Raw genomic sequence first — 14,159 nt, forward strand, 5'->3', positions numbered from 1 at the left:
TTACTCCAGAATAAAACATCAACTTTTTATTTTTAATAAAATCACCAAGCCAATTTTGACTATTTATACAGCACTTAAGCGTGCATATAGGTGATTTTACTCATTATTATCAATTTTTTGCGGATAAATGCTATCTAACTGTATAGAGTGGAATTATTAACCGTCATAAGAGGAACGACTATGCCAATAACACCTCTCAGCAGTGACCAGCTATATAGAACCTCAAGACTTAACCAGCTTGCATCTAACTGTAAATCAACTAAGCATTTAGAGCCACTAGACAAAATAGTTGGCCAAGAAAGAGCTCAGCAAGCTGTTGAATTCGCACTATCGATGAAAGAAAAAGGCTACAACATCTATGCACTAGGCCGTAATGGACTAGGCAAACGTACTATGGTGTTACGCCACCTTAGCCGTCAAAAAGAAAAGGCCAATGGGCGTACGCTGTTTGATTGGTGCTATGTCGTTAATTTTGACGATACCCGCAACCCTAAAGTACTTAAGCTCCCTGCGGGGAGTGGGCTTGAATTTAAAAAACAGATAGAAAAATTAATGCTCAAATTGTCTAAGGGTCTGCCTTTGGCTTTTGATAATGAAATGTATTTTTCTCGTGCTGATAAGCTAAAGAATCAACTAGCGGCAAAGCAGGAAGAAGCGTTAGTGTTGCTGACAGAAGAAGCCAAAAAGCAAAGCATTAGTTTATCTATTTCGCCCCAGGGAAATTATGAGTTGGTCGCGCTTGACGGTGAAGAGCCACATAGCGAAGAAAGCTACCTAATGCTTTCGATGAAAAAGCGAGATGCGCTGCAAGCAGCCATTAGCTCACTTGAAGCAAAACTTCGCGCTATCGTAAGACAGATAACGGTTTGGGAAGACGAGTATTCTGAAAAACAGCAAAAGCATGATGAACAAGTCGCCGAAGAAGTTTTGTCACTGGTCTTTACTACGTTAAAAGAGGCTTATAAAGATCAAGCAAATGTGAAAGCGTATATAAAGGCGATGCACAAGGATATCCTGGACAATCTCGATATCTTTCTTGAGGAGAGTGAAGAGCAAGCGGCCCTCGCCTACGCATCTATGAGCAAGAAAATGCCACGGCGTTACCAAATTAACGTGCTAGTAGCCCAGGAGTCGCCCTATCAGCCGATAATTGTTGAAGAGACCCCTAATTACCACACTATTTTCGGTTACGTAGAAACTGCGACTTACAAGGGAACGGTATTTACTGATTTCTCCTTGATCCGCCCAGGTAGTTTGCACAAAGCCAATGGCGGCGTATTGATGATAGATGCCGTTAAAGTGCTGGAGCATCCTTATGTGTGGGATGGTCTTAAACGTGCTTTGCGCTCTCGCAAGCTAAGTTTGACCTCTCTTGAACGGGAAGTAACGCTGTCTGGTGCGATTTCACTTGATCCTGAAGCGATACCGTTAGATGTTAAAATTATACTGTTTGGCGACTTTGCCACATACAAGCTATTGCAGCAGTATGACGCCGAGTTTACCGAGCTATTTAGAGTGACTGCGGACTTTGAAGATAGCATGCCGCGAACAGATGACTCAGAGAGCCACTACGCGCAGTTTATCTCTAGTATAGTCCATAGCAATAAGATGCTTCATTGCGATCGTAAAGCGATAGGTCGGATAATTGAGTTTAGCTCTCGTCAAGCCGACGATCAGAATATGCTGTCGTTACACTCAGTTGATATAGCCAATTTGCTTAGAGAAGCAAATTACTGCGCTCGTGCAGTCAATTCAAATATGATCCGTACCAGTCATGTTGAACAGGCATTGATTAACAAAGAGCAGCGTATATGTCGTGCCAAAGACGATTACATGCAAAGCTTTATTAATGGCACCACGCTAATGACCACAGTCGGTAAAAAAACCGGACAAGTTAATGCGCTATCAGTGATGTCGACGACAGATTATCAATTTGGTTCGCCGAGTCGTATTACCGCAACGACCTCTTTTGGTGAGGGACGGGTTTTTGATATCGAGCGCACAGTTGAACTCAGCGGTAGCATTCACTCTAAAGGGGTGATGATTTTAACCGCTTATATTGCATCCATCTTGGGTAAAACAGACAAAATTCCGCTGTCGACCCACCTTACATTTGAGCAATCATATGGTGGTGTTGATGGTGATAGCGCGACTATGGCAGAACTGTGTGCGATGTTATCGTCATTTGCTAACCAGCCAATTAGACAAGATATTGCCATTACCGGTTCAATGAACCAGTTTGGTGAATCCCAGCCCATTGGCGGTGTAAACGAGAAAATAGAAGGTTTCTTCGATGTATGTAAAATTAAAGGGCGCAAGAATAGCCAAGGTGTCATCATTCCTGCTGCTAATGTTCACAATTTGATGCTGAGAGCCGATATTGTCGATGCCGTTAAGAAAGGTAAGTTTCATATCTGGGCCATCGAGCATGTAGATCAAGCCATTGAACTACTGACAGAGATGGAGGTGGGTAAAGCAGATAAGCAAGGAGACTATCATCCTAACAGTTTATTGGGTAAAGCCCAGTTAAGGCTTAAGTCGCTTTACAAAAAAGTCATAAATCTGAGTAATTGATTTACGATCAAAAAGGCCGAACATTTGTTCGGCCTTTTTGTTTAGCAGTTGCGTTTAAGCAAATACAGCTTGTAGTGGCGGTACCACTTGCTTTTTACGGCTAAGCACGCCATCTAGCCACACTTTACCGTCGCTCGATGGCTTATCGTAAGCAGATTCAATAATTGCGACGTCATCACTGACGATAAGCATTTCTGACCCCTCTTTCATGATATCTGTGAGTAGCAACAATACGCTGTGGCGATTGCCTTCGGCCTTTAATGCTCCAATGTCAGCAGCTAAACTGGCTTTGATGTCATCAAATACTGCTAAGTCAATCACTTCAAGTTGACCGATACCGATAAGGTTACCGTTCATATTGAAGTCTTTAAAATCACGTAGAACAAGATCACGTGCTGGAGTGCCTTCAACTGCAGACTTAACTCTAAACATGTCCATGCCGAGTTCTTTAAAGTCTTCAATCCCGGCAATGTCTGCGAGAGCTTCAACACACTTAATATCAGCGGTGGTACAGGTTGGTGATTTAAAGATGACCGTATCACTTAGGATGGCGCACATCATAATGCCTGCAATCGCTTTTGGAATTTCGACATTATAAAAATCATACATCATTTTAATAATAGTGTTACTGCAGCCTACTGGACGGATCCAGCACTCTAGCGGTGTCGATGTGGTTAGGTCGCCCAATTTATGGTGATCAACAATACCAACAATTGTTGCTTCTGCGATATCATCTGGTGCTTGGGTAAGCTCTGAGTGATCGACAATATACACCTCTTCGCCAGCATAGCTCATCTTAAGTTCCGGTGCATCAAAACCAAATTTGTCTAAAATAAATGCTGTTTCCGGTGATAGTTCACCTAAACGAGAAGCAATAGAGGCTTCTCCAATTTGGTTTCTTAGATGTGCTAGTGCAATTGCACCACAAATTGAATCTGAATCTGGGATTTTGTGGCCCACGACATAAACTGGCATAAATTACGCTCTCCTTTAATTTTCGGCGATTTTATCAAACTTTTTGCCAATGAGGAATTAGCAAAAAGGTCGAATACGCCCTTCATACTCTAATATACTCCTTTTTAAGCCAGACTACCTAGTTGTGCGCTTGGAGTGATAGTCTAATGCGTAAAGTCGAACCTGCGACATCAGCAAGATAGTTTGCTGATGTTGCGACATATTAGCCAAAAAAGGCCTTTATATGCCATATTGAGGTGGAGTTAAGCTTTGTATATATCAAAGCGCTCTATTTTGCTGTATAAGCATGCGTCCTATTACACTTTTTACACTAGAGCTTGGTACCGATGTCAGACAAATTTTTTTTTAAAGGTCGTAAAACCCCTAAACCGAAACATGAAAGTTATGGATTCAACACTAAACGTGTCGCCAAGCTAGGTACCGACGTAAACCCTCTTGTTTTATCGGTTCAAAGTGAGCAACGCCTAAAAGAGATAAACCTGTTACTGTCTGACAATCTACTTGTTGGTAAGGTCACGATTGACGCTTCAACAGAAGAGAACGTTATCGATTTGATGGGTATTCTTAATAAACCAGTAACGACCCGTTTTGAAAAACTGCCTAATCGAAATGAACCGTGTCCATGTGGCAGCGGTAAAAAATATAAGAAGTGCTGTGTCTAATCCAAGCAACGAAGCTGTTTAGTGACGCACTTTTTAACGATATTTAGTGTTACTAGTGAAGGATGCAAGGTCCTTCACTGTCTTATTTGCTTGTCACTATAATGAAAATAACCCTACTACATCGCTAGTTTCATAAGCCCTTACTTGTCGCTGTAATTGTGTTTGTTACATTTTTGAGCATTTAAAACTGCCATTGACACAGTTGCCGTACCACATAAAAACCACATAAACCCTAAGCACAAGCTCAGCACTTTTCTGTATGTGCTTGTAATGATTGGCTATTGTATACCATTTATTTTGGCTAAAACAAAGGTAAGTCAAAACCGCTCTATTAATAGTGTGAATCATCGAAACACAAGTTTACATAATCCCGCTGTTACATTTCCCTACATCCATTAACATACACTCAAAATAATAGTTAGATTTTTGTTTAACCATTTGAGTTGTCGGTTAGAAAAGAGATGAGTGTTGGGCTCGATTCAACAAGAGGATGTGTTCGTGGCTACAAAAAAACAGATAATTTTACCCGTGGTAGTGATTGCTCTAGGTGTTGTAGGATTCATTGGAATGGCGGCACTTAAAAAGCCACCAGAAGAGAAACCAGAAATAGATACAACACCCTTAGTGTCTGTACAAACCGTCGAAATTAAACCAATGGATTTTTCAGTCAACTCATATGGTGTTGTTGCCGCTAAGTATGAAACGGAACTTGTATCTCAGGTTAGTGGCGAAATTGTATTCCTATCGGAAAAGTTCGTTCGCGGTGGATTCGTTAAAAAAGGTGATGTCTTAGCTAAAATAGACCCAAGTGATTATGATGCAGCCCTAATTGATGCACAAGCCAGTATGGCATCAGCACGAGCTACCCTAGTTCAGGAAGAAGCCTTTGGTAAAGTTGCTGAAGCTGAGTGGAAACGCATTAAAGATGGAGTTCCGACAGAACTCAGTCTGCGTAAACCACAACTAGCCCAAGAGATCGCCAAGCTAAACTCCTCTGAAGCAGGCCTAAAGCGTGCAAAGCGTAATGTTGAACGTACCGTTATTAAAGCGCCTTATGATGCGCTTATTGAAGCGCGCAATATTGGCCTAGGCTCATATGTCAGTATGGGGAGCAAAATTGGTAAAGTGTTTAGCACTGATGATGCTGAGATAAGATTGCCTATCGCCGATAAAGAGCTGCAGTTTTTACATGACAAAGGTAAATACGCTCAAGTGTTGCTTAAAGGCGAATTTGCCGGCCAGCCTCAAGTCTGGAAAGCTAAAATAGTTCGTAGTGAAGGGGTTATTGATAGTCGTAGTCGCATGACCTATTTGGTTGCCGAAGTATCTGATCCCTATGGACTGACGTCAAATACCAGTGAACTTAGATATGGAACGTATGTCACCGCTAGTATTGAAGGATTGCATGCTGGTCAAGTTACTGAGGTCGCACGCCATTTAGTGATTAACAACCAAGTTGCTGTTTTGGATGATGACAACAAGCTGAGATATAAAGACGTCAACATTGTTCGTCAAATTGGCTCGAAAGTTATCATCACAGATGGTTTAGATGCTGGAATGAATCTTATTACTTCAGCGCTTGATTATCCTATTGAAGGGATGCAGTTAGCACTGCCTAAGGAAAAGTCATTAGGCGATGACGATTCTGATCCACAACCGACGCAGATAGCGATGGGCGAAAAGGAATAGTCATGATTGATACCAACAAAGGCATTATTGCCTGGTTTGCTCGTAATAGTGTTGCCGCTAATCTGCTAATGATCATTATCTTGTTAGGTGGTTTACTTACCGCCAATACCATCCGCAAACAGTTTTTCCCTGCGGTAGAGATCAACTGGCTTGAATTTAGTGCGGTTTACCCAGGCGCGGCGCCTCAAGAAGTTGAAGAAGGGATAACCATTAAGATCGAGGAAGCGCTTGAGAGTGTTCAGGGGCTAAAGCGTGTGATCACCTACTCAAACCGTAATGTTTCATCGGGTTATTTCAGAGTTGAAGACTCCTATGATCCTCGCGTAGTGCTAGAGGAGGTTAAGTCTGAGATCGATTCGATTCCGAGCTTCCCCGATGGCATGGAGCGACCTAAAGTCGAGCGCATTAAATATCGCCAAGAAGTGATGTATATGAGCCTCTATGGTGACTTGAACCAACGTCAGCTGAAAGATCTAGGCGAGAAAATACACGACGAGCTGTTGCAGCTCCCGTCTGTCAACATTGCTGATTTTTATGGCGGATTAGGCTATGAGATAGCCATTGAGGTCAGCAAGGATCGCTTAAGGGAGTTTGGTATAAGTTTTAATGATGTTGCTGCAGCGGTTAGAGGTTATTCACGAAACATATCTGCCGGGCAAATACGGGCAGAAAACGGCTATATAAACCTTCGCGTTCAAAATCAAGCCTACGTAGGTTATGAGTTTGAAAGTTTGCCGCTTATTACTCTAGAAGATGGCACCAACCTGTTACTCGGTGATGTTGCGACGGTAATAGATGGCTTTGAAGAGGGTATTCAATATTCGAAGTTTAACGGTAAAAATTCAGTCACCTTCTTCATTGGTGCGGCAAATGATCAAAGCCTCACAGACGTGGCCGATGTAGTTAAGGGTTATATCGCCGACAAGCAGAAAGAGCTGCCCAATGGCGTAACGTTAGAGCCTTGGGTTGATATGACCTACTACTTAGAAGGTCGTCTTAACTTAATGTTGGACAGCATGAAAAGTGGTGCGGTATTAGTATTTATCTTACTGGCGCTGTTTTTACGTGTAAGACTCGCCTTTTGGGTAATGATGGGCCTACCGGTTTGTTTCTTAGGAACGTTGTTGTTTATGCCAATGGCGATGATTGATGTCACCATCAATGTGATTAGTTTATTTGCCTTTATTCTGGTGCTGGGTATCGTAGTCGATGACGCCATTGTTATGGGGGAAAGCGCCCATGCGGAGTGTGAGGAAAAAGGGCAAACCATTGATAATGTTATTAGAGGAGTCAAACGGGTAGCCATGCCTGCAACATTTGGCGTTTTAACTACCATTGCCGCATTTTTACCAATAACACTTGATGATGGTCCCTCCTCCGCTTTTGGTAAGGCGATTGGCTTTGTGGTTATTCTGTGCTTAATATTCTCGCTAGTTGAATCAAAGCTGATTTTGCCGGCGCATTTAGCCCGCATGAAGCCACCAAAAGTGGTTCAGCCTGGATCTAAAAACCCATTAGATTGGCTACGCAATGTAGTTAACTTTCTGCAGAAGAAAGTCGATACGGGCCTAAAGATACTTATCAACAAATATTACCGCCCCACGTTAGAGCTCGCGGTTAATTATCGCTATACAGTGATAATGATATTCCTCAGTTTAATCTTAATTTGTGCGGGTTTGTTCGTTGGTGGTTTTGTTCGATTTATCGGCCAGCCTAAGATCCCACACGATTTTCCGCGTATTTCGTTCGAGATGAATATTGATGCCTCTGAGAACGCCACGCTATCTGCTGCGCTACAGGTTGAACGTACCCTCAGAGAGGTTGATGACGAACTCGAAGCAGAATATGGCCAGGGAATGATCTCGGATATGCAAGTTGAGTTACGAGGCCGCACATCAGCGGAGATCAGGGCTAAGTTGGTTGATCCTGAACTCAGACCTATGGACACTTTTGCCGTTGCAGAACTTTGGCGTCAGAATATGCCAAGGATCCCGGGAATGAAATCATTCACTATTCAAGACAACCTCATTGGCGGTGGTCGTGATGATGGCGATATTAGCTTTAGACTTGAAGGTAAAGACGACACGCAACTAATTGCCGCAGCTAAAGAGCTAAAAGCTAAACTCAACACCTTGAAAGGTGTGGGTGATGTCAATGACTCTCGTCAATCTAGTGCTAAAGAGATCCAGTTTGAGCTTAAACCATTGGCACATAGCCTAGGCCTAACATTGGCAAATATTGCATCGCAGGTGGGTAATAGCTTCTACGGTCTTGAGGCCCAGCGTATTTTACGTAACGGTGAAGAGATTAAAGTAATGCTTCGCTACCCTGAAGAGCAACGTAACTCTATTGCACAAGTTTCTGATGTGAATATTAAAACGCCTCAAGGCAGCGAAATACCGCTATCAGAAGTGGCTGCTATCGTTATTACGGATGGTGTGAATAGCATTCGACGTGAAAATGGTAACCGTACCATTAACGTATGGGGATCGGTTGATGCTGATCAAGCCGAGCCATTCAAATTAGCGAAAGACATACGTGATAATTTCTTACCACAATTACTGACAAAGTACCCAAGGGTTAAAAGCGAGGTTTCAGGTAATATCCAGGAGCAACTTGATAGCGCCAATACTCAGTTAAGAGATTTCCTTATCTCAATGCTGGTGATCTATAGCTTACTTGCAGTGCCTTTAAAGTCATATGCGCAGCCTATAATGATCATGTCAGTTATCCCGTTTGGGGTAATTGGTTCGGTATTAGGCCACATGCTATTGGGTCTAGATCTCAGTGCCCTTTCGGTATTTGGTATTATTGCCGCAGCGGGCGTGGTGGTAAACGATTCCTTAGTGATGGTTGATTACATCAACAAAGCACGAGAATCCGGCACTGCAATGAAACGGGCCGTGTTAGAAGCAGGCAGTCGCCGCTTTAGGGCTATTTTGCTGACCTCGCTAACAACCTTTATCGGCCTAGTACCTATTATGGCTGAAACAAGTATGCAGGCGCAGATGGTCATTCCTATGGCAGTGTCTCTCGCCTTTGGTGTATTGTTCGCGACTGTCGTTACCTTGGTACTTATCCCTTGCCTTTATGTGACTATCGAAGATATCAAGCGTTTGATTGGTAGTAAGTCTCGGGTAGAAGAGCCCATTGATGAACAGGAATTAACAGAAGCAGTACTTCAAAAGACTCTGCTATCAGGGCAAAGTTAGTATTGAATAGACGTTATCCTATCTAAAAAAGCCCGGTACCTTACGATACCGGGCTTTTCTTATATGCTGCAGAGATAGCTGAATTTAAATAATGGGAACCAGAGGGTTCAGCCCAACTATTTTAAACACAAAAAACGAAAGCAAAAAGCCCGATACCTTTCGATATCGGGCTTTTCTTTATGTGGCGGAGAGATAGCTGGCTCTAATCGAAAGGAACCCTGGGCTTCTAACGCTCACATACGAAAAAGCCCTTAGCATTGCTGCCAAGGGCTTCATCTTTATGTGGCGGAGAGATAGGGATTTGAACCCTAGATGGGCTACAAACCCATGCCGGTTTTCAAGACCGGTGCATTCGACCACTCTGCCATCTCTCCGAACGCCGCGAATAATATAGCGCTCTATTAATCTTGTAAAGCGTTAATTAAAGATTTTTGTGTACTTGGTCAATTACACTGCAGATTGCTTACTTTTGCTCTTGATCCACACCAATTCTAGCGGGATCAGGGAATACAAAGTTTTTATTCACCTGTTGCCATGTTTTGTAGTTACGTAGTTTAAAGCCTACAAATACAATAAATGAACAAAGCATAATGCCCCAGCCTATCGCCAGTTCGCCTTTACTCGCCCAAATTGCCACAATGCTTGACGCACCAAATGATAGGCTAATTTGGATGAAGTTCTGCAGCCCGGCTGCTTTTGCTGCATTTTTCGAAAATTGCTGCAACGCCCCATTCACTACAATAGGATAGATAGCACCATTACATGCCGCTAATACTGAAAAAGCTGCAAGTAATGGGAAGATTGATAGCCCTTTAATCAAAATAGTGACTAACACGATGGCAAATACACTCAAGCCAAATACACTTAGCAGTACTTTTAACGCCGTTTCAGCGCCCGATTTACGAATAAGCGTCTTACTCGCATAACCGCCTAAAATAAACATTAACGTTTGTGGAATGAAACTAAGACCTATAGCGGTCGCATCGAACCCATGCTGCTCCATTACCATTGGCCATACTGTAAGGTAGGAAAAAAAGGCACCAGAACAGGCACCAAATATAATAACGTTACCCAAGTATTTGGTATTCTTCAAAATTGAAAGGTAACTAATCTCACTCTTATGCTCTACAGCTGCTTTTGCTTCACTAGGTACAAAGCAAACCGTTAAAGCAATCATGGCTACAGCTACGCAAGTCAAAGTTACAAAGATACTTTCCCAGCCGAATGATTGCAGTATAAATGCGCCTGCTATCGGCGCTAACGCGGGGGAAAGTGCAACCAAAGGCATGATATTGGAGAATACATTTTGTGCTTTCGCAGAATCATATTTCTCGATCACAATCGCTTGCCAGATAACCCCTGCTGAACAGGCACCAATAGCTTGTACAAACCGTGAGATATTAAACACCAACATCGACTCACTTGTGGCCAGCGAAAGACTTGCTAGTGTAAATACAACCAAGCCAAAAATAAGCGCATTTCGCTTACCGAAGCGTTCTACAATCGGGCCGTAGATCAGTTGGCCTAATGCGAGTCCGGCTAAGAAAAAAGTTAATGACATAGCCACTTGTGATGGAGATGTTGCCATTGTGTCTTCAATTGCTTTGAATGCAGGCAAATACATATCGGTGGCGATAAATCCAAGCATGCTCAGCAGTGCTAGATAGGATAAAAATATATAGTATTTAGCGTTTATTAGAGATTTCATAAGTTAAAAATTAGAATTGAATAAATTAGGCTGCGGAGTGTAAACACTTGCTAATTCGCTGTGAAACGTTTATTTTTCACATTAGCCTTCAAAAATAATCACAGCAGGATGTGAACCATGATTTCAGACCAATCTATGCAGCTTATTGATATGGTTGCCCGCGTCGGTAGTTTTACCGCTGCCGCTAATAAGCTCCACAAAGTTCCTTCAGCTGTGAGCTACGCGGTTAAGCAGATTGAAGAAGAGTTAGGCGTGGTGCTATTTGTAAGGCATCACCGCAGTGTAAGCTTAACGCCAGCAGGCGAGCATTTTGTAAGACAGGCACGCACCTTACTCACTGAAATGGAAACCATGCGAGCTGATACGATAAGAGTTGCTAACGGGTGGCAGCCAACCCTTTCTATTGCGTTAGATAATATCGTCCGAGCCGACAAGATCAGTAATTTGATTGCCGATTTTTATCGCACTTTCGACAATGTCGAATTAATCATACGCATTGAAGTGTTCAACGGTGTATGGGAATCGATAGCAACTGGACGCAGCGATATCGCCATTGGCGCAACGACCGCTATACCTGTGGGTGGAGATTACCACTTTAAAGATATGGGTGAGATTGAATGGTGTTTTCTGGTTGGCAAACATCATCCATTAGCTGCTTTAGAACGGCCTCTTGCTGATGATGAGTTACGTCAATACCCGTCTATATGTTTAGAGGACACCTCGCGTGAGATCCCTAAACGTATGACCTGGTTATTAGAGAACCAGCGCCGATTAGTGGTGCCAGACTGGATCCGTGCCATTAATTGCTTCAGAGAAGGCCTTGGGATTGGTTATATGCCAGCTCATTTCGCCTATCCTTTTATAAAAACGGGGGCGTTAATTGAAAAGCAATTGGAACGTCCTAAAAAGAAAAGCCCTTGTTGTTTAGCTTGGAATGCCGCAAATAAGTCTCCCGCTATGGCTTGGGTATTAGATTACTTGGGCGATACGGAAAAACTTCATAAAGACTGGCTAGACTAAAAAAGAGTTTGTATCGGTCTTTATGACACAGATATAGCCGCCATAAGCTTTATCCGACCGTTAAGCTAGGGTATGATTCAGTAACTTAACAAGCATTTTGAAGCTTATTGAGATTATCGGGAACTACCTGGTTAAATAAGGTTCAAACATACAGCTTGAGCATTTGTCTTCGGAGAAAGAAATGAGAGATATGACACAACAAACCGCCTACAGCAGCACGACTGCTGAGGTGAACAAACTTCTTAAAAACACCTATATGCTGCTATCAATGACGTTAGCTTTTTCTGCAGTGTGTGCTGGTTTAGCAATGGCATTGGCGATTAGCCCTATGATGTCATTAGGTTTATCCATTGGCAGTTTGGTACTGCTGTTTGTTACTTTACGTAAAGCAGAATCAAGCGCTGGCCTTTTCTGGGTATTTGCGTTCACGGGGATGCAGGGTGCATCACTGGGTTACATCCTTAACCACTACGCAGGTATGGCTAATGGCCCACAGCTTATTATGCAAGCGCTCGGCTTAACCTCGGTCATCTTTGTTGCCTTGTCGGGTTACGCAGTAACCACTAAAAAAGACTTTTCTTTCATGCGCGGCTTCTTAATTGCCGGTTTAGTGATTATGGTCGTAGGTTTGCTGGTTAACATGTTCTTAGGTAACGGCATGGTCTTTATGGCACTTAATGCGGGTATCGCATTATTGATGACCGGGTTTATTCTTTACGATACAAGCAAAATCGTTAATGGTGGCGAAACAAACTACATTCGCGCAACGATCTCCTTGTATTTGGATTTCTTAAACCTCTTCGTCGCACTACTGCATTTAATGGGTATGGGTAGTGATGACTAATACCAATTAATTTTAATTGAGTTAAAATGGTCCTACTTTAGGGCCATTTTTTTTATTATGAGCAAATTTATAATCCAGGTAAACTCCCCTGCCTATGGCAGTTCATCAAGTTATAATGCCTTTCGTTTTGCTGAAGCAGCCTTAAAAAACGGTCATCACATAGAGAAAGTGTTTTTCTATCAAGATGGTGTGCTCAACACTAACCACCTTAACAGTCCTGCAAGTGACGAATTCGATCTAGGTCAAGCGTGGCAGTCTCTTAGCGGGACTTACAACGTACCACTGGTTAATTGTGTGTCAGCGGCACTACGTCGTGGAGTTTTGTCACAGACTGACGCAAAAGAAAACCAGTTGCCTCATTGGAACATGGAGCCTCCCTTTATTATGGGTGGCTTAGGCGAGCTAGTTATTGGCATAGAGTCAGCAGATCGCTTAGTCAGTTTTTAGTATCTATTGATTAGATGCTAATTTAAGGAGTTTACGTTGAAAAAATTATGCATTGTTTTTCGCCAGGGTCCTCACGGAACTGCTCATGGCAGAGAAGCACTTGACCTTGCTTTGTTAAGCGCGAGTTTTGAACAGGAAGTGAGTCTTATTTTTACAGATGAAGGCCTGTTGAATCTGCTTAATAACCAATCTCCAGAAACTATAGGGGCTAAGGATTACATCGCCACGTTTGGTGCGTTACCTCTCTATGATGTTGACACTATTTTGGTTTGCCAGGATTCAATGACAGAGTTGTCGCTAGTAGAAAATGATATCAAACTCGAGGTTGAAGTGTGTTCGCCACAGCGAATAGCATCACACTTAAGTCTGGTTGATGAGGTCTTAGTATTCTAATGATATTACACCATATCCAGAGTTCACCAACGCAAAGCTCAGCGTTAAAAACATGCTTACGTTATCTTGACTCCTCGGACAGTATTTTGCTGTCAGGAAACGCTGTCAATTGCTTGCTTACTCAAGCTTGGCAAGAACAATTGCAGCCGTACAGATTAATGTTACTCGCCGATGATGTCATTGCCCGCGGCCTCCAAGACCGCTTAAGCGCATATAAGCAAATTGGCTATAGTGACTTTGTAGAACAAACGTTAATCCATAAGAAAGTGATTAGTTGGTAATAGATGATTGAATTTGACGGACAACAGATAGAAACAGATCAGCAAGGCTACTTAAGAGTTGTCAGCGACTGGAGCCCCGAACTGGCGTTGATTATTGCGCAAGAAGAAAAAATCAACCTGACTGCTGCACACTGGGAAGTGATTAACTTTGTACGTGACTTTTATTTAGAGTTTAAAACGAGTCCAGCCATTCGTGTATTGGTCAAAGCGATTGGACAAAAGCTAGGAGCCGATAAAGGTAACTCAAAGTACCTCTATACTCTTTTCCCTATTGGACCCGCAAAACAAGCGACCAAAATAGCGGGCTTGCCTAAACCGGCAAAATGTATCTAACGCCTGCAATTCGCCATCGCT

At 42.7% G+C, this 14,159-nt stretch carries 12 protein-coding genes and 1 tRNA gene; 10 read left to right on the top strand and 3 right to left on the bottom strand.

All coding sequences use genetic code 11. The features are described 5' to 3' along the window. Positions 1 to 180: 180 nt before the first annotated feature. Complete coding sequence (locus JK628_RS11570) at positions 181 to 2,574, top strand: Lon protease family protein (RefSeq protein ID WP_202289621.1); 2,394 nt, start codon at positions 181 to 183, stop codon at positions 2,572 to 2,574. A 54-nt stretch (positions 2,575 to 2,628) separates the two neighbouring features. Here the strand turns inward: JK628_RS11570 and JK628_RS11575 are convergent, their stop codons facing one another. Next, on the bottom strand, positions 2,629 to 3,549 hold the full coding sequence (locus JK628_RS11575; RefSeq protein WP_202289622.1) for a manganese-dependent inorganic pyrophosphatase: 921 nt from the start codon (positions 3,547 to 3,549) through the stop codon (positions 2,629 to 2,631). A 326-nt stretch (positions 3,550 to 3,875) separates the two neighbouring features. Here JK628_RS11575 and JK628_RS11580 point away from each other — a divergent pair, with 326 nt between their 5' ends. The 3 genes from JK628_RS11580 to JK628_RS11590 all read left to right on the top strand — a co-directional run bounded on the left by JK628_RS11580 (position 3,876) and on the right by JK628_RS11590 (position 9,112). Next, complete coding sequence (locus tag JK628_RS11580; protein ID WP_202289623.1) at positions 3,876 to 4,211, top strand: PBPRA1643 family SWIM/SEC-C metal-binding motif protein; 336 nt, start codon at positions 3,876 to 3,878, stop codon at positions 4,209 to 4,211. A 498-nt stretch (positions 4,212 to 4,709) separates the two neighbouring features. Next, positions 4,710 to 5,900, top strand: a complete 1,191-nt coding sequence (locus tag JK628_RS11585) for an efflux RND transporter periplasmic adaptor subunit (protein ID WP_202289624.1) — start codon at positions 4,710 to 4,712, stop codon at positions 5,898 to 5,900. Between the two features lie 2 nt (positions 5,901 to 5,902). Next, positions 5,903 to 9,112 carry an efflux RND transporter permease subunit gene (locus JK628_RS11590; RefSeq protein WP_202289625.1) on the top strand — a complete coding sequence of 1,070 codons (3,210 nt, stop codon included), beginning with the start codon at positions 5,903 to 5,905 and terminating at the stop codon, positions 9,110 to 9,112. A 283-nt stretch (positions 9,113 to 9,395) separates the two neighbouring features. On the opposite strand, the gene JK628_RS11595 is transcribed toward JK628_RS11590, so the two are convergent. Next, a tRNA-Ser gene (locus JK628_RS11595) sits at positions 9,396 to 9,486 on the bottom strand. An 89-nt stretch (positions 9,487 to 9,575) separates the two neighbouring features. Then, entirely contained in the window at positions 9,576 to 10,820 is a 1,245-nt protein-coding gene (gene punC, locus JK628_RS11600; protein ID WP_202284678.1) for a purine nucleoside transporter PunC, read from the bottom strand. Positions 10,821 to 10,937: 117 nt separating this feature from the next. Between punC and punR the strand changes: the two genes are divergently transcribed. From punR to JK628_RS11630, 6 genes are all read left to right on the top strand, one after another. Continuing rightward, complete coding sequence (gene punR / locus JK628_RS11605; protein ID WP_202284680.1) at positions 10,938 to 11,840, top strand: DNA-binding transcriptional activator PunR; 903 nt, start codon at positions 10,938 to 10,940, stop codon at positions 11,838 to 11,840. 190 nt (positions 11,841 to 12,030) lie between these two features. Further along, a complete protein-coding gene (locus JK628_RS11610) occupies positions 12,031 to 12,684 on the top strand; it encodes a Bax inhibitor-1/YccA family protein (RefSeq protein ID WP_202289794.1) in 654 nt (217 codons plus the stop codon). Between the two features lie 57 nt (positions 12,685 to 12,741). Beyond that, complete coding sequence (gene tusD / locus JK628_RS11615) at positions 12,742 to 13,131, top strand: sulfurtransferase complex subunit TusD (protein WP_202284681.1); 390 nt, start codon at positions 12,742 to 12,744, stop codon at positions 13,129 to 13,131. A gap of 36 nt (positions 13,132 to 13,167) precedes the next feature. Further along, positions 13,168 to 13,524 (top strand): sulfurtransferase complex subunit TusC, encoded by a 357-nt coding sequence (tusC, locus tag JK628_RS11620; RefSeq protein ID WP_202284683.1) that lies wholly within the window; start codon positions 13,168 to 13,170, stop codon positions 13,522 to 13,524. Then, the gene (tusB, locus tag JK628_RS11625; protein ID WP_202284684.1) at positions 13,524 to 13,805 is read left to right on the top strand and encodes a sulfurtransferase complex subunit TusB; all 282 of its coding nucleotides are present in this window, start codon (positions 13,524 to 13,526) and stop codon (positions 13,803 to 13,805) included. Before tusC ends, tusB begins: the two co-directional genes overlap by 1 nt. 3 nt (positions 13,806 to 13,808) lie before the next feature. Further along, positions 13,809 to 14,138, top strand: coding sequence for a TusE/DsrC/DsvC family sulfur relay protein (locus JK628_RS11630; RefSeq protein WP_202284685.1), 330 nt, complete (start codon positions 13,809 to 13,811; stop codon positions 14,136 to 14,138). Positions 14,139 to 14,159 lie beyond the last annotated feature (21 nt).

The organism is Shewanella sp. KX20019, from assembly GCF_016757755.1.
In the GTDB taxonomy this organism is placed as follows: Bacteria; Pseudomonadota; Gammaproteobacteria; order Enterobacterales; family Shewanellaceae; genus Shewanella.

Coding starts and splice junctions, on each gene's coding strand:
- punC (WP_202284678.1), bottom strand. CDS start 10,820: ATGAAATCTCTAATAAACGCTAAATACTATATATTTTTATCCTATCTA.
- tusB (WP_202284684.1), top strand. CDS start 13,524: ATGATATTACACCATATCCAGAGTTCACCAACGCAAAGCTCAGCGTTA.
- JK628_RS11580 (WP_202289623.1), top strand. CDS start 3,876: ATGTCAGACAAATTTTTTTTTAAAGGTCGTAAAACCCCTAAACCGAAA.
- punR (WP_202284680.1), top strand. CDS start 10,938: ATGATTTCAGACCAATCTATGCAGCTTATTGATATGGTTGCCCGCGTC.
- JK628_RS11630 (WP_202284685.1), top strand. CDS start 13,809: ATGATTGAATTTGACGGACAACAGATAGAAACAGATCAGCAAGGCTAC.
- JK628_RS11570 (WP_202289621.1), top strand. CDS start 181: ATGCCAATAACACCTCTCAGCAGTGACCAGCTATATAGAACCTCAAGA.
- JK628_RS11610 (WP_202289794.1), top strand. CDS start 12,031: ATGACACAACAAACCGCCTACAGCAGCACGACTGCTGAGGTGAACAAA.
- tusD (WP_202284681.1), top strand. CDS start 12,742: ATGAGCAAATTTATAATCCAGGTAAACTCCCCTGCCTATGGCAGTTCA.
- JK628_RS11590 (WP_202289625.1), top strand. CDS start 5,903: ATGATTGATACCAACAAAGGCATTATTGCCTGGTTTGCTCGTAATAGT.
- JK628_RS11575 (WP_202289622.1), bottom strand. CDS start 3,549: ATGCCAGTTTATGTCGTGGGCCACAAAATCCCAGATTCAGATTCAATT.